Annotated in this window: 18 protein-coding genes; 8 read left to right on the forward strand and 10 right to left on the reverse strand. The window is 71.5% G+C overall.

Annotation, left to right across the window (positions count from 1 at the left end):
• Window positions 1–19 precede the first annotated feature (19 nt).
• From DFJ66_RS20335 to DFJ66_RS20345, 3 genes are read right to left on the reverse strand one after another with little or no spacing between them, the layout of a single operon-like run.
• Complete coding sequence (locus DFJ66_RS20335; RefSeq protein ID WP_121223273.1) at window positions 20–1,159, reverse strand: GNAT family N-acetyltransferase; 1,140 nt, start codon at window positions 1,157–1,159, stop codon at window positions 20–22.
• A gap of 10 nt (window positions 1,160–1,169) precedes the next feature.
• Window positions 1,170–1,994, reverse strand: a complete 825-nt coding sequence (locus DFJ66_RS20340; RefSeq protein ID WP_121223274.1) for a 3-hydroxyacyl-CoA dehydrogenase family protein — start codon at window positions 1,992–1,994, stop codon at window positions 1,170–1,172.
• Window positions 1,991–2,311, reverse strand: a complete 321-nt coding sequence (locus DFJ66_RS20345; protein WP_121223275.1) for an EthD family reductase — start codon at window positions 2,309–2,311, stop codon at window positions 1,991–1,993. The genes DFJ66_RS20340 and DFJ66_RS20345 overlap by 4 nt, the downstream gene beginning before the upstream one ends.
• 55 nt (window positions 2,312–2,366) lie before the next feature.
• On the opposite strand from DFJ66_RS20345, the gene DFJ66_RS20350 reads away from it, so the two are divergent.
• Complete coding sequence (locus DFJ66_RS20350; protein ID WP_121223276.1) at window positions 2,367–3,011, forward strand: histidine phosphatase family protein; 645 nt, start codon at window positions 2,367–2,369, stop codon at window positions 3,009–3,011.
• 31 nt (window positions 3,012–3,042) lie between these two features.
• Here DFJ66_RS20350 and rpmF read toward each other — a convergent pair whose 3' ends face one another.
• Genes rpmF through DFJ66_RS20365 form a run of 3 tightly spaced genes read right to left on the reverse strand, consistent with a single transcriptional unit; the run spans window position 3,043 to window position 4,429 of the window.
• Window positions 3,043–3,204: a 50S ribosomal protein L32 gene (gene rpmF / locus DFJ66_RS20355; RefSeq protein WP_121223277.1), complete on the reverse strand. Its 162-nt coding sequence runs from the start codon at window positions 3,202–3,204 to the stop codon at window positions 3,043–3,045.
• Window positions 3,204–3,455, reverse strand: a complete 252-nt coding sequence (locus tag DFJ66_RS20360; RefSeq protein ID WP_121223278.1) for a type B 50S ribosomal protein L31 — start codon at window positions 3,453–3,455, stop codon at window positions 3,204–3,206. Before DFJ66_RS20360 ends, rpmF begins: the two co-directional genes overlap by 1 nt.
• Window positions 3,456–3,457: 2 nt before the next feature.
• Window positions 3,458–4,429 (reverse strand): CobW family GTP-binding protein, encoded by a 972-nt coding sequence (locus DFJ66_RS20365; RefSeq protein ID WP_121223279.1) that lies wholly within the window; start codon window positions 4,427–4,429, stop codon window positions 3,458–3,460.
• Window positions 4,430–4,476: 47 nt separating this feature from the next.
• Here DFJ66_RS20365 and rpmB point away from each other — a divergent pair, with 47 nt between their 5' ends.
• The 4 genes from rpmB to rpsR are packed head-to-tail and all read left to right on the forward strand — an operon-like array spanning window position 4,477 to window position 5,423.
• Entirely contained in the window at window positions 4,477–4,716 is a 240-nt protein-coding gene (gene rpmB / locus DFJ66_RS20370; RefSeq protein WP_121223280.1) for a 50S ribosomal protein L28, read from the forward strand.
• Complete coding sequence (gene rpmG / locus DFJ66_RS20375; RefSeq protein WP_033439124.1) at window positions 4,716–4,883, forward strand: 50S ribosomal protein L33; 168 nt, start codon at window positions 4,716–4,718, stop codon at window positions 4,881–4,883. Before rpmB ends, rpmG begins: the two co-directional genes overlap by 1 nt.
• Window positions 4,883–5,179, forward strand: a complete 297-nt coding sequence (gene rpsN / locus DFJ66_RS20380) for a 30S ribosomal protein S14 (protein WP_121223281.1) — start codon at window positions 4,883–4,885, stop codon at window positions 5,177–5,179. Before rpmG ends, rpsN begins: the two co-directional genes overlap by 1 nt.
• Window positions 5,180–5,189: 10 nt before the next feature.
• On the forward strand, window positions 5,190–5,423 hold the full coding sequence (rpsR, locus tag DFJ66_RS20385) for a 30S ribosomal protein S18 (RefSeq protein WP_121223282.1): 234 nt from the start codon (window positions 5,190–5,192) through the stop codon (window positions 5,421–5,423).
• On the opposite strand, the gene DFJ66_RS42190 is transcribed toward rpsR, so the two are convergent.
• A complete protein-coding gene (locus tag DFJ66_RS42190; protein ID WP_147459315.1) occupies window positions 5,371–5,694 on the reverse strand; it encodes a hypothetical protein in 324 nt (107 codons plus the stop codon). The two genes, rpsR and DFJ66_RS42190, sit on opposite strands and share 53 nt — an antisense overlap.
• Before the next feature lie 84 nt (window positions 5,695–5,778).
• Between DFJ66_RS42190 and bluB the strand changes: the two genes are divergently transcribed.
• Together bluB and DFJ66_RS20400 are read left to right on the forward strand one after the other, a co-directional pair.
• Window positions 5,779–6,411: a 5,6-dimethylbenzimidazole synthase gene (gene bluB / locus DFJ66_RS20395; RefSeq protein ID WP_121223284.1), complete on the forward strand. Its 633-nt coding sequence runs from the start codon at window positions 5,779–5,781 to the stop codon at window positions 6,409–6,411.
• A gap of 100 nt (window positions 6,412–6,511) precedes the next feature.
• The gene (locus DFJ66_RS20400) at window positions 6,512–7,972 is read left to right on the forward strand and encodes a tetratricopeptide repeat-containing diguanylate cyclase (RefSeq protein WP_342776966.1); all 1,461 of its coding nucleotides are present in this window, start codon (window positions 6,512–6,514) and stop codon (window positions 7,970–7,972) included.
• A 58-nt stretch (window positions 7,973–8,030) separates the two neighbouring features.
• Here DFJ66_RS20400 and DFJ66_RS20405 read toward each other — a convergent pair whose 3' ends face one another.
• Both DFJ66_RS20405 and DFJ66_RS20410 read right to left on the reverse strand, forming a co-directional pair.
• A complete protein-coding gene (locus DFJ66_RS20405; RefSeq protein WP_121223286.1) occupies window positions 8,031–8,678 on the reverse strand; it encodes a response regulator in 648 nt (215 codons plus the stop codon).
• 141 nt (window positions 8,679–8,819) lie between these two features.
• The gene (locus DFJ66_RS20410; RefSeq protein WP_121223287.1) at window positions 8,820–9,440 is read right to left on the reverse strand and encodes a peptidoglycan recognition protein family protein; all 621 of its coding nucleotides are present in this window, start codon (window positions 9,438–9,440) and stop codon (window positions 8,820–8,822) included.
• Between the two features lie 158 nt (window positions 9,441–9,598).
• On the opposite strand from DFJ66_RS20410, the gene DFJ66_RS20415 reads away from it, so the two are divergent.
• Window positions 9,599–12,796 carry a penicillin acylase family protein gene (locus DFJ66_RS20415; protein WP_121223288.1) on the forward strand — a complete coding sequence of 1,066 codons (3,198 nt, stop codon included), beginning with the start codon at window positions 9,599–9,601 and terminating at the stop codon, window positions 12,794–12,796.
• 56 nt (window positions 12,797–12,852) lie between these two features.
• Here DFJ66_RS20415 and DFJ66_RS20420 read toward each other — a convergent pair whose 3' ends face one another.
• Entirely contained in the window at window positions 12,853–13,608 is a 756-nt protein-coding gene (locus tag DFJ66_RS20420; protein WP_211351240.1) for an FkbM family methyltransferase, read from the reverse strand.
• Between the last annotated feature and the right edge of the window lie 17 nt (window positions 13,609–13,625).

Here is a 13,625-nt window from a genome sequence, read left to right on the forward strand (position 1 = left end):
CCGGTCACATCGGAGGGTTCTAGAAGAAGTCGGCCAGGCGGGGCACGCCCGGTGCGCCGACCAGGCGGTCCAGCAGGGCCGCGTCGCCGTCGCCGTCCAGGAGGCCCGCTCGGCGCAGGGCGTGGGTGTCCTGCATGCCGCTGAACCACGGTCCGAGCGCGCGGGCGTGCAGGCGGACCGCGCCGGTGCCGCCGGGCTCGACCCGCACCGACCCGTCCTCGACCACCAGCCGCTGTCGGCCGGCGTGCCAGGGGGCGTGGTCGTCGGTGATGTCCAGGTCCACGGCCGCGTCCTTCAGGGCCGGCGCGGTGGGCCAGCCGCGGGCGGCGACGGCGGCGGGCAGGTCCACGACCCGCAGCAGCCAGGTGGAGGTGTTCACGGTGTAGCGGATGGCCTGGTTGGTGAGCAGGCCCGTCACGGCCGGGTCGGTCACCCGCAGGGACACCTGGTCCAGCAGGCCCGCCCAGCTGGTCAGGGAGCGCAGCAGCCCGAGCTGGGTGGTCGCGTCCCGCCCGACCAGGTCGAACACCCGCAGGCCGTCGCGGTTGCGCTCGGCGGTCAGGAAGCCGCGCACCTCGCCGTCGTGGCCGGGCACCACGGTGACCACGTCGAGGTTGAGCACGTCGGCCACGTCCACGCCCGGCTTGGACCGGTCGACCAGGCCGTTCACCGTGGCCGCCAGGTCGGCGTAGCAGGCGTGCAGCGCGTCGAGGTCGTCGGTGGTCGCCGGGCGGGCGGCGATCCGGGGGCCGGCGGGCAGGCGGTCGATCGGGAAGTCCACCCACTCGAACACGCCGGCACGCTCCCAGCCGCGCGACCGGTAGAGCGCCGGCACGGTCGCATAGAGCACGGACAACGGCTGGCCGTGGTCGCGCAGGTCGGTCAGGGCGCGGTCGAGCAGGCCTGACGCCACGCCGCGCCCGCGCGCGGACGGGTCCACGGCGACGCCGCCGATGCCGCCCATGGGCACCGGCAGGCCCCCGTAGAACTGGTGGAACCCGGTGATCGTGAGCACCGCCGCCGGACGTCCGTCCAGCTCGGCGAGCAGGCCGCGCCGCCCGGGGCGAACCGGGTCGTCCTCGGAGGTGGAGCCGAAGGCCACGCGGCGCAGTCGGCGGGTCTCGTCGGCGTCGTCCCCGGTCAGCTCTCGGATCAGCACACCGTCCTGCTTACCAGGTGAAGAAGCCCTGCCCCGACTTCCGACCCAGCTCGCCGCGCGCGACCTTCTCCCGCAGCAGCGCCGGCGGCTCGAACCGGGGCCCCAGCTCGGCGGCCAGGTGCTCGGCGATGGCGAGGCGGACGTCGAGGCCGACGAGGTCGGTGAGCCGCAGCGGGCCCATCGGCCAGCCGTAGCCCAGGCGCATGCCGGTGTCGATGTCCTCGGCGCTGGCGACGCCGTCCTCCAGCATCCGGATGGCCTCCATGCCGACCGCGACGCCGAGGCGGGAGGTGGCGAAGCCGGGCGCGTCCTTGACCTCGATGACGGTCTTGCCCAGGTCTTCGGCCCACTTGCGCGCGCTGGCGACCGTGGAGGGCGCGACCCCGTCGTGGACGACCAGCTCAACCAGCTGCTGCACGGGGACGGGGTTGAAGAAGTGCATGCCGATCACGCGTTCGCCGGGCAGGCCCTGCGCCAGCGCGGTGATCGACAAGGAGGAGGTGTTGGACGCCAGGACCGCGTCGGGGCAAGCGTTTGCGGCGTTGGCCAGCACGCGGCGCTTGAGGTCTACGTCCTCCGGCACGGCCTCCACGACCAGCTCGGCGGGCACCTCGGCCAACTGCTCCACGACCGTCAGGTTCTTCAGCAGCTCGTCGGGCGTGGTCGCCAGCTTGCCGCGGTCCGCCGCCTTGGCCAACGACGCCGCGACCGCCGACCGCGCGGTCACCACCCGGTCCGCCGACGACTCGGCCAGCACCACCTCGTGCCCGCCCGCGAGCAGCAGGTGCGCGATGCCCGCGCCCATCGTGCCGCCACCGATCACCACCGCGATCATGCTTCGACGACCTCCGCCGCGAACATGGCCACCAGCTCCATCCCGCCGATCTCGGTCAGGTTCGCCCCGGCGGCCTGCCACTCCGGCGACTTGAACGCGGCCTTCATGTCCGCCTCGGAGGCGAAGTACATCTCGGCCACGACGTGCGGCTCGTGCTCGCCCAGGAAGCCCGGCACGAACACGCGGCCGACCTTCGCCACCTCGGCCTTGAGCAGGCCGGGCGTGTTGCGCACCAGGGGGAGGTGGGAGGCGAAGTAGGCCTCGTCGAAGGCCTGCGGGTCCTCGGGTTTCCGGTACAGCGCGATGTACTTGATCATGTGACACCTTCCGTCCGGTCTGGCCGCCGGACTGTAACATCGGCACGATGGCGGGGTGCGGATCATCCTGCTGCGCCACGGCCAGAGCCTGGGCAACGTCGACGAGCTGGCCTACTGCCGGATACCCGACCACGCCCTCCCCCTCACCCCGCGGGGCGAACGGGAGGCCGCCGAGGCCGGTCCCAGGATCAAGGAACTGCTCGACGGCGCGCCAGTGGCCGTCTACGTCAGTCCGTACGTCCGCACGCGGGCCACCCTGCGCGGCCTCGCGCTGGGCGAGCGGGCGGAGCGGGTCGTCGCCGAGCCCCGCCTGCGCGAACAGGACTGGGGCAACCTCCAGGACCCGGTGCAGCAGGAGGTCCTGAAGCACCAGCGGCACGCCTTCGGCCACTTCTTCTTCCGCCTGCCCAACGGCGAGTCGGGCGCGGACGTGGACGACCGCCTGGCCGCGTTCCTGACCGAGCTGGAAACCCGGATGAGCCGCCCCGACCACCCCGACACGGCCCTGGTGGTCTCCCACGGCCTGACCATCCGCCTGCTGTGCCGACGCCTGTTCGGGTGGAGCATCGAGCTGTTCGAGTCCTTGTCGAACCCGGACACCTGCGAACACCGGGTGCTGACGCACGACGGCACGCGCTGGACCCTGGACCGGCCGTTCGACCAGTGGCGCGACTCCCCCGACGGCGAGACCCAGGGTTAGCGCGACCCTCCCCGAACGGCGCGACCCGGCGTCACAGCAGGCCCCGCCGGTAGGCGGCGACCAGGCGGCGCGGGACCAGCAGCTCCCGGCCGTCCAGGGTCTTCACCGGCACCAGGTCCGGCGCGGCGGCCTTCCACTGCGCCCGCCGGTGCCGGGTGTTGCTCCGCGACGTCTTCCGCTTGGGGACCGCCATCAGCGCGACCTCTTCCCGTACCGCCGGTTGAACTTCTCGACCCGTCCCGCCGTGTCCACGACCCGCTGCGACCCCGTCCAGAACGGGTGCGAGTCGGACGTCACGTCGACCACGATCAGCGGGTAGGTGTTGCCGTCCTCCCACTCGACCGTCCGGGTGGACGTGGCCGTGGACCGGGTCAGGAACGCCTTGCCCGTGCCCGAGTCCTGGAACACCACGGGGTGGTAGTCCGGGTGGATGCCCTTCTTCACGACTACAGCTCCTCCATCTCGTGCTCGGCGAACGGGTCCACGAAGTCCAGCTCGTCCGCCAACGCCCACTCCTCGTCGGTCACCAGCGCCTCGCGCAGCGCCGACGTGATCTCGAACTCCGCCGCCTTCCACGTGATCGCGACGATCTCCTGCACGTCACCGGTCCGCCGCCCGATCTCGCCCATGTGCAGGCCGCCGCCCGCGGACTCCAGCCACAGCAACGCGTCCGGCTGGCTGACCAGCCACAACCGCCCCCGGCTGCGCACCACCCCGTCGAGCAGCACGTCCAGCGCGATGTGCAGCCGCATGGGGTGGAACGGCCGCGAGGCCACGAAGTGCACGACCCCGACGTCCCCGGCGGGCTCCAGGGGCGCGCCGCGCAGGAGTGACCCGGTCACCTGGTCGAACCGCTCGACCCTGTCCAGGCCCTCCACCACCGCGGGCAGCTCGTCGAGCGACACCCGCGGCACGCCGGGCGACAGCCGGTCCAGCACGGCGTCCAACTCGGCCGAGGCCGCCCCGACGACCACCAGCACGTCGGCGAACTCGGTCCGGCCCACCACGACCTGGGCCAACGTCCGCTCGTCCCCCGGCACGTCGGACACCAGCTCCTCGTCCCCGGTGGCCTCCGCGAGCCACGTGGACGTGTCCACCGCCGTCACCACGGCCTGCACCCGCACCGGCCGCGACCGCAGGGCCAGGCACACCGCCTCGGGTTCCAGGGCCGGGTCGAGGTCCACGATCACCCGGCCGCCCAGGGCGTCCAGCAGCGGCAGGAGGTCTTCGCGGAGGGTGCAGGACACGCAGCCGTGCTCCAGCTCCAGCACCTCCAGCGACCCGTCGACCCACCGCTTGACCACGCCGGACCGCAGGCCCGTCAGGTCGTACCGGACGAGCACGGCGTCCGGCGAGGCGCACCACAGGGACGTGGCCACGCCGTGCCCGCCGGCCACCAGAACGACAACGGTTTCCATGTGCGGTAGAGTAAGTGAAAACGGTTGTCATTCCAAACGGAGGTCGGATGTCGTCCCGCCACTGCCAACTGACCGGGCGCAAGCCCGGCTACGGCAAGCAGGTCTCGCACTCGCACCGGCGCACCAGCCGCCGCTGGCTGCCCAACACCCAGCGCCGCCGCTACTGGCTGCCCAGCGAGAACCGGTTCGTCGTGCTCACCCTGTCCACCAAGGCGATCAAGACCGTGGACCGGCGGGGCGTCGAGTCCGTCGTGGCCGAGCTGCGCGCGCGGGGGGAGAAGGTCTGATGGCCAAGAGCACCGACGTCCGGCCGATCATCAAGCTCCGCTCCACCGCCGGCACCGGCTACACCTACGTGACCCGCAAGAACCGCCGCAACGACCCGGACCGGCTGGTGCTGCGCAAGTTCGACCCGGTGGTGCGCCGGCACGTCGACTTCAAGGAGGAGCGCTGATGGCGAAGAAGTCCAAGATCGCCCGCGACAAGCAGCGCCGCGAGGTCGTCGCCCGGTACGCCGAGCGCCGGGCCGAGCTCAAGGAGGCCGTGCGCACCGACCCCGAGCGCCGGGCCGAGGCCCAAGCGGCGCTACAACGCCTGCCGCGGGACGCCAGTCCGACCCGGCTGCGCAACCGCGACGCCGTGGACGGGCGCCCGCGTGCCTACTTCCGGGCGTTCGGGCTGTCCCGCCTCCGGTTGCGCGAGATGGCGCACAAGGGTGAGCTACCCGGTGTCAGCAAGTCGAGCTGGTAGGAGAGCGCACGTGCCCAAGACCGAACGCACGCCCAAGAAGCGGGTCAACCTGCTGCGCAAGGAGGGCGTGACGACCGTCGACTGGAAGGACGTCACGCTGCTGCGCAAGTTCATCTCCGACCGGGGCAAGATCCGGTCGCGCCGGGTCACCGGCCTGTCGCCGCAGCAGCAGCGGCAGGTCGCGACGGCGATCAAGAACGCGCGGGAGATGGCGCTGCTGCCCTACCCCTCGCAAGGCCGCTGAGCGAGGCGGTGCCGGCCGCCGCCAGCACCGCCAGCGCGGGCCAGTCGGCCGCGAAGTACCCCTCGGCGCCGACCACGAAGCTGCCGTACAGGCCCCAGCACTGCAGCGCGGTCAGCGCCGCGCCCAGCGGCGTGGTCACCAGCGACACCGCCACCACCACGGCGACCAGCGCCACCAGGGCGACCACCGGCCAGTTGCCCGCCACCACCGTCGCGACGACACCACCCGCGAAGCCCAGCGCGGACCCGGGAGCACTTCCGATCCTCGGCATGACCCGGCATTCAACGCCCGGTTGAGACGCACGCCACCGCACGAACGCGGAGTTCACCTGATCGCGTGAGGCACGATCGTCCGAATGAGCTTCTACGACGTACTGCACCGCCGCCGGGACACCAGGGGCGAGTTCACCGGCGCCCCCATCCCGGACGACGTGCTGCGCCGGGTGCTCACGGCCGCGCACGCGGCGCCCAGCGTGGGGCTGTCGCAGCCGTGGGACTTCATCGTGGTCCGCGACCGGGACACGCGGCGGGCGTTCCGCGACCACGTGCAGGCCGAGCGCAGCGTCTTCGCCTCCGAGCTGGACGGCGAGCGGGCCGACACGTTCTCCCGGATCAAGGTCGAGGGCATCCTGGAGTCCACGCTGGGCGTGGTCGTCACCTACGACCCCGAGCGCGGGTCGCCCGCGGTGCTGGGCCGGCACGCCATCGCCGACGCGGGCCTGTACTCGGTGTGCCTGGCGATCCAGAACCTGTGGCTGGCGGCGACCGCCGAGGGCCTGGGCGTGGGCTGGGTGAGCTTCTACCGCGAGGACGAGCTGCGCCGCCTGCTGGACATCCCCGCGGGCGTGCGGCCGGTCGCGTGGCTGTGCGTCGGACCGGTCGCGTGCCTGCCCGACACCCCCGACCTGGAGCGGCACGGCTGGCGGAACCGGCTGCCGCTGGACGACGTCCTGCACCAGGAGCGGTACACACGGCGTTCGTCCCGGTAGCCTGTCTAAGCCGTACCGCTGGTGGGCGGTCCCGCGTACCCGCCCACCGAGCCGGAATGGAGTGTCGACACGGGTGGAGCAGCGAGATCCGCTGGTAGCGGTGCCACAGCTGGACCTTGAGGTCAAGGCGTTGCTGAACGCTGGCCGCCTGCAGGAGGCCAACACGCTGTTCGACCAGGTCGTGAGCCGGATCCCGCCGGGCGCCGACCGGTGGACGCGCTCGGCGGTGCTGGTCAACCGGGCGAAGCTGGCGTGGCGGCTGGGCCGCATCCCGCTGGCCCTGGAGCTGGCCGCCGAGGGCTGGACCGACCTCGACGCCGAGAGCGCCGACAACCCGGCGGCGGCGCAGGCCATGCACGCGCTGGCCTACCTGCTGGAGGGCATCGGCAACCGGCGGGCCGCGGTGGACATGCTGCGGCTGTCCGTGCAGATCGCGCGGCGCGCGGACGTCCCCGAGCTGCTCGGGCACTGCCTGCAGGGCCTGGGCGGCACGCTGAACTTCCGCGCCATCTCCTCGCCGCCGGAGGTCGCGCCGTCGATCTTCGCCGAGGCCCGCGAGCACCTGCGGGAAGGCTTGGAGCTCACCTCCGACGAGCAGATGCGGCGCGCCCTGCTCGGGGCCTACAGCCGGTCGCTGGCCGGGGTGGGCGAGCTGTACGAGGCGGAGCAGGCGGCGCGCGAGACGCTGCGGCAGGCGGGCGAGGCCGGTGACCGGTGGGCGCAGGCGGTCGCGAACTGGGTGCTCGGGGTCGTGCGGCGGGACCAGGGCGACCTGGTCGAGGCCCGCACGCTGGCCAGCCGGGCGGTGGCGGCGGCCGAGTCGATCAACGACGCGTCCCTGCTGCTGCGGTTCTCCCTGGACCTGGCGGACATCTGCGCCCGCATGAGCGACCACGTCGGCGAGGCGGCGGCGCTGCGCTGCTCGGTCGCGGCGAGCAAGACCGCGATGGAGACGTTGCAGGAGGGCCTGGGTCAGGCGCTGGAACAGCGGCGGGTGGCCGTGCAGGCGCAACGCCTGGCCGTGGCCGCCCAGGAAGCCGCGGCCCGCGACCCGTTGACCGGCCTGGCGAACCGCCTGGGCCTGGAGCGGGCGGCGGCGGGGTTGCTGGAGTCGACGGCGGCCCGGGGCCGGGTGCCGTGGCTGGTGCTGGTGGACGTGGACTGGTTCAAGGGCGTGAACGACGACGCCGGCCACGCCGCCGGTGACGCCGCCCTGCGCGAGATCGCCCAGCTCCTGCGCCGCGAGTGCCGGGCGGACGACCTGGTGGCGCGGTGGGCGGGCGACGAGTTCGTGGTGCTGCTGGGCGACACCGACAGCAACGCGCGCGACGTCGGGCCGGTGGTGGCCGAGCGGATCCGGGCGGCGGTGGACTGCCACGACTGGACGATGGTCTTGGGCACGACCCGGCGGCCGACCGTGAGCATCGGGGTGGCGGCCGGTCCGGCGAAGCTGGACCAGCTGTTCGCGGCGGCCGACATGGCGCTGTACCGGGCCAAGCGGCAGGGGCGCAACCGGGTCGAGGTGGAACCGAGCGTGGCCGAGATCGTCGGCGGCGCCTGAGCTGCTTTCTACCGGAGTTCCCGCGCGGCCCCACACCGCGCGGGAGTCGAGCCGGTTCTCAGGCGATCAAGCCGCCGCGGAAGGCCACCAGAGCAGCCTGCACGCGGTTGACCGCGCCGATCTTGCCCAGCACCGAGGACACGTACCCCTTCACGGTCGCCTCGGACAGGTGCAGCGTCCCGCCGATCTCCGCGTTGGACATGCCCTGCCCGATGAGCACGAGCACCTCGCGCTCCCGTTCGGACAGCGACGCCAGCAGGCGCCGGGCGGGCTCGGCCGCGCGTTCGCCGTCCGCCACGGCCGCGAGCACGCGGGCCGCCACGCCCGGGTCGAGCACGGCGCCGCCGGACGCCAGGTCGCGCACCGCCCGCACCAACTGCTCGGGTTCGGTGTCCTTGAGCAGGAAGCCCGACGCGCCCAAGCGCAGCGCCTCGGACACGTACTCGTCGACGTCGAACGTGGTCAGCATGGCGATCCGCGGCGCGTCGGGTATCGAACGCAGCCGCCGCAGCGCGGTCAGCCCGTCGGAGGACCGCATCCGGATGTCGAGCAGCACGACGTGCGGGCGGTGCTGGCGGGCCAGTTCGGCCACCAGGTGCCCGTCGTCGCATTCGGCCACGACCTCGATGTCGCCGGCGCTGTTGAGGATCATGCGAAGGCCGGACCGGACGAGGTCTTCGTCATCGGCCAGCATCACCTTGATCACGACGCCTCCCCGCGTTGGCGTTTCGTGTTCGTACTCGCTCAGCCTCGCGCACGAACACGCAAGCTGACGTTAATTCACCGTTATCTCACCACGGATGCCGCTCGGAACAGCCTGTTCACAGTTGCCAGGAAATCCCCGCGATCAGCCGAGAACGCGCGCAACTTCCTGGCGCAGACGCGGCAACAGGGCGTAGAGCTTGTCGCCTGGGCAGAGCGTGTCGCGGTAGTCGCGGTGGCCGAAGATCTCACTGGGCGGGATGGCGTACTGCTCACAGGTGTACACGCAGAACGACACCAGGGAGTCCCACAGCAGGACCGGCGGCTCGACGGACATGTAGTTGCCCTCGTTCTCGATGCCGATGGCCTCGCTGTTCTGGCCGGGGCAGTGCGCGCCGACCACGACCCGGTCCCCGGCGCGCAGCGCGGCGAGGCTGCCGTGCCGCCCCTCCATGAGGAACCCGCCGCGGCTGTTGGTGAAGTGCTGGCCGGAGTCGATCCAGCCGTTGGTGTCCATGTGGAGGTCCTGGATCCACCGGGCGTGGGCGTAGGCGTGTGCCTGGCTGACGTCGGACGTGTTCTCGGTGGCGGTGTGGTGGATCAGGATGCGGACCGGGCGCTGTGTGAGCACGGTCGGTTGAGCGGAAGGCGGACGGGCCGACCAGTCGGCGCAACCGCGGATGGGCAGCACGGGCGTCGCGTGCGCGGGGGTGGCGGTGAGGAAGCCGGCGCCGACGACGCCGGCGAGCAGGGTTCGTCGACGCATCACGTGGAACTTTTTCCCATTGCCGGACCTTCGCGGCAACAACCGACACCCGTTCGATGGAGTGAACCGGGCGCCGACCAAACGCGAAGCACTTTCGCGAATCTTTACTTGTGAGTAACGTGCGTCACACGAACCCTGCCTGGAAGGAGCTTCGCGTCATGCGGAGAGCCGCCCGATCCCTGGCCGTGGTCGCACTCCTTGCCACGGCCGTCACCGTTCCCACCGCAGTCACCGTTCCCACCGCCGGGGCCTCGCCCCTGACCACCGCGTTCGCCCCGGACGACTACTGCCTGGGTCAGTGCCACGACGTCCTGCCGCCGGGCCAGAACGGCAACGCCACCCTCGCCGAGATCCTCGCCCACAAGGCGCTGGGCACCCGGCCCGCGCACTCGGCCGACCAGCTCGGCAAGTACGACTCCCTGGTCTCCGGCTACGGCGGGCTGACCAACGACCAGCTCTCGACGTTCTTCAACGACGCCTCCTTCGGCGTCCCCGCCGACCAGGTGGAGAGCACGATCAAGCCCCGCTCCGACGTCACGATCATCCGCGACAAGCGCATCGGGATGCCGCACGTCTACGGCACCACCCGGTCCGGCACCGAGTTCGGCGCGGGCTACGCCGCCGCGCAGGACCGGCTGTGGCTGATGGACCTGTTCCGCCACCTCGGCCGCGGGCAGCTGTCCGGGTTCGCCGGCGGCGCCGAGGGCAACCGGGCGCTGGAGCAGAGCTTCTTCGGCCAGATCCCGTACACCGAGGCCGACCTGCAACGCCAGATCGACCAGGTCGCGTCGCAGGGCCCGCGCGGGCAGCAGGCGTTGCAGGACGTGAAGGACTACGTCGCCGGCATCAACGCCTACATCTCGGCGTCGGTCAGCGGCCGGTACTTCCCCGGCGAGTACGTCCTGACCGGGCACGCCGACTCGATCACCAACTGGAACGACATCCAGCCGTTCCAGCCGACCGACCTGGTCGCGATCGCCGCCGTCGTGGGCGGCCTGTTCGGCGCCGGCGGTGGCGGCGAGGTGCAGAACGCGCTGGTCAAGCTCGCCGCGCAGAACCGGTACGGCGCCGCGCTGGGCGACCAGGTGTGGCGGTCGTTCCGGGAGCAGAACGACCCGGAGTCCGTGCTGACCCTGCACGACGGGCAGCGCTTCCCCTACGGCACAACGCCTTCGTCGCCGCAGGGCGTGGCGCTGCCGGACGGTGGCGTGGTGACGCCTGAGCGGATGGTGTACGACCAGACGGCTTCCGTGCAGTCCACTGTGGATGTTCCGGCGGAGCTGCAGGCCGTGCAGGGGATTTTCGCCGATGGCGTGCTGCCGAAGGACTTGCTGACCAAGAAGCACGGCATGTCCAACGCCCTGGCCGTGTCCGGCGCGTACACCGACACCGGCAACCCGATCGCCGTGTGGGGACCGCAGACCGGGTACTTCGCGCCGCAGCTGCTGATGTTGCAGGAACTGAACGGTCCGGGACTGCGGGCGCGCGGGGTGTCGTTCGCGGGCGTCAGCATGTACGTGCAGCTCGGGCGGGGTATCGACTACTCGTGGAGCGCGACCTCGGCGGGGCAGGACATCACCGACACGTACGCCGTCGAGCTGTGCGAACCGGACGGCCGGCCCGCGTCGGCGGCGTCCCTGCACTACCGGTTCCGGGGTCAGTGCCTGCCCATGGAACGGATCGAGCGCAAGAACGCGTGGAAGTCCACGGTCGCCGACCCGACCCCGGCGGGCTCGTACACGCTCGTCATGTACCGCACGAAGTACGGCCTGGTGCAGAGCCGTGCCCAGGTCGGCGGCAAGCACGTGGCCTACACGTCGTTGCGCTCGACGTACCTGCACGAGGTGGACTCGATCATCGGGTTCCAGGAGTTCAACGACCCGGGCGCGGTGCGCTCGGCGCAGGACTTCCAGCGCGCGGCCGAGCACATCGGGTACGCGTTCAACTGGTTCTACGTGGACGCGAAGGACACCGCGTACTTCAACTCCGGCGCGAACCCCGTGCGCAAGGCCCACGTCGACCCGCACCTGCCGGTGCTGGCGGTGCAGGGCAACGAATGGGAGGGCTGGGACCCCGACCGCAACACGGCGTCCTACACGCCGTTCGCGCAGCACCCGAACTCGGTCAACCAGGACTACTACATCTCCTGGAACAACAAGCAGGCGCTGGACTACTCGGCGTCGGGCTACGGCAACGGGTCCGTGCACCGCGGCGACCTGCTGGACGACCGGGTGAAGGCGCTGGTGACCAGCGGGCGCAAGGTGACGCGGACGTCGTTGACCCAGGCGATGGCCGAGGCGGGCGTGGCCGACCTGCGGGCCGAGCAGGTGCTGCCGGAGGTCCTGCGGGTGCTCGACACCGCCGCCGTCACCGACCCGGCGCTGGCGTCGGCCGTGACGAAACTGCGGGACTGGCAGCGGTCCGGGTCGCTGCGCAAGGAGACCGCGCGCGGGAGCAAGACCTACGCGCACGCCGAGGCCATCCGGATCCTGGACGCCTGGTGGCCGCTGCTGGTCAAGGCCGAGTTCCAGCCCGGGCTCGGTGACGAGCTGTACACGCGGCTGACCGGGGCCATCTCGGTGGACGAGCCGCCGTCGGACAAGCACGGCGCCGCGCCGCACAAGGGGTCGTCGTTCCAGTACGGCTGGTGGAGCTACGTCGACAAGGACCTGCGGGCGGTGCTCGGCGAGGGCGTGGCCGGGCCGTTGGGCGCGAAGTACTGCGGTGGCGGGTCGGTGGCGGCTTGTCGGCAGGTGCTGCTCGACTCGTTGGCGCAAGCCGTGGCGGTGCCGGCGACCGCGGTGTACCCGGCGGACGGCGACTGCGCGGCGGGCGACCAGTGGTGCGCCGACACGATCGTCCACCGGGCCATGGGCGGCATCACGCAGGACAAGATCCACTGGCAGAACCGGCCCACCTACCAGCAGGTCGTGCAGTTCCCGGCCCGGCGGGGCGCGGCGGTGACCAACCTCGCGGCCGGCTCCACGGCGGTTGCCAGCAGCTACGAGCGCGGTTGGTACTACTCGCCGCCGTCGAACGCCGTGGACGGCAAGCCGGACACTCGGTGGGCCAGCGACTGGAGCGACGACCAGTGGCTGCGGGTGGACCTCGGGGCGTCCCGGACCGTCGGGCGCGTGGTGCTGTCGTGGGAAGCTGCCTACGCCCGGTCGTACCGAATCGAGGTGTCACCCGATGGCACCAACTGGCGAGAGGTATTCACGACAGGTGCGGGAAACGGCGGACAGGACGTCGTGTCGTTCACCCCAACCGCCGCACGATTCGTACGAATGACGGGTATCCAACGCGCCACGGGTTACGGATACTCACTGTACGAACTTGAGGTCTACGCCACGTAGACCGGTCCGCAGGAAGACCCCGGTCCACCCCCAGGGACCGGGGTCTTCCGCCTTTTCTAGGCTTTGGGCGCGGCTTGGAAGAGGTAATTGCGCAGGTCAGGACGGATGCGCTCGACCTGGCGCCAGGTGCGGTGCTGCCACGCGAACATGCGGTAGCCGCGTTCCGCGAGCCACTCCACGACATCCGCGGCGCGGTATCCGAAGCGCTCCAGGTGCCGTTCTTCGATCTCCAGGAGAAGTTTTGGTCGAAACCTCTCGATGGTCTCGGTTCCGCCTTGCAGCACGCGCAGTTCCGCGCCTTCCACGTCCGCCTTGACGAAATCCAGGCGCTCAATACCGTTCGCCGCGACGAACCGGTCGAGGGTGTCCGTGCGGACGACGACCTCCAGGTGGTCGGCGAACTCGGTGTTGGAGCCGAGCCCGTCCGCGCCGGCGGTCAGGAAGGACCGGCCGGTGACCGGGAGGCCGTGGCGCACCGGGACGCTCATCACGTCCTTGCCCTCGCGCGTGCCCAACGCCACCGAGTGCCGCACGATGTTGCGCCCTTCGCGCGGGCGCAGCACGTAGGACAGCGCGGGGTGCGCGAACAGCAGCGGCTCGATGCTGTGCACTGTCCCTTGTGGACCGACAAGGCGCGACAACGACACCGTGTACAGGCCCAGCGCGGCGCCGATGTCGACGCAGGTGTCGCCGGGTCGCACGATGTCGCGCAGGCCGATCAGCTCGGGCTCGACGAACGGCGTAACACGGGCGAGCACGCGCAACGCACCCGCCACCGCCGCGCCGCGCGCCTCGGTCAGGTTGTGGATCACGAGACCCACAATAGAGA

Origin of the sequence: Saccharothrix variisporea (assembly GCF_003634995.1) — a bacterium.
Classification (GTDB): Bacteria; Actinomycetota; Actinomycetes; order Mycobacteriales; family Pseudonocardiaceae; genus Actinosynnema; species Actinosynnema variisporeum.

Bases quoted from the DNA above. Each gene is read 5' to 3' on its own strand.
- DFJ66_RS20340 (WP_121223274.1), bottom strand. From the start codon at position 1,994: ATGATCGCGGTGGTGATCGGTGGCGGCACGATGGGCGCGGGCATCGCG.
- DFJ66_RS20345 (WP_121223275.1), bottom strand. From the start codon at position 2,311: ATGATCAAGTACATCGCGCTGTACCGGAAACCCGAGGACCCGCAGGCC.
- rpmF (WP_121223277.1), bottom strand. From the start codon at position 3,204: ATGGCGGTCCCCAAGCGGAAGACGTCGCGGAGCAACACCCGGCACCGG.
- DFJ66_RS20365 (WP_121223279.1), bottom strand. From the start codon at position 4,429: ATGGAAACCGTTGTCGTTCTGGTGGCCGGCGGGCACGGCGTGGCCACG.
- rpmB (WP_121223280.1), top strand. From the start codon at position 4,477: ATGTCGTCCCGCCACTGCCAACTGACCGGGCGCAAGCCCGGCTACGGC.
- rpmG (WP_033439124.1), top strand. From the start codon at position 4,716: ATGGCCAAGAGCACCGACGTCCGGCCGATCATCAAGCTCCGCTCCACC.
- rpsN (WP_121223281.1), top strand. From the start codon at position 4,883: ATGGCGAAGAAGTCCAAGATCGCCCGCGACAAGCAGCGCCGCGAGGTC.
- DFJ66_RS42190 (WP_147459315.1), bottom strand. From the start codon at position 5,694: ATGCCGAGGATCGGAAGTGCTCCCGGGTCCGCGCTGGGCTTCGCGGGT.
- bluB (WP_121223284.1), top strand. From the start codon at position 5,779: ATGAGCTTCTACGACGTACTGCACCGCCGCCGGGACACCAGGGGCGAG.
- DFJ66_RS20410 (WP_121223287.1), bottom strand. From the start codon at position 9,440: ATGCGTCGACGAACCCTGCTCGCCGGCGTCGTCGGCGCCGGCTTCCTC.
- DFJ66_RS20415 (WP_121223288.1), top strand. From the start codon at position 9,599: ATGCGGAGAGCCGCCCGATCCCTGGCCGTGGTCGCACTCCTTGCCACG.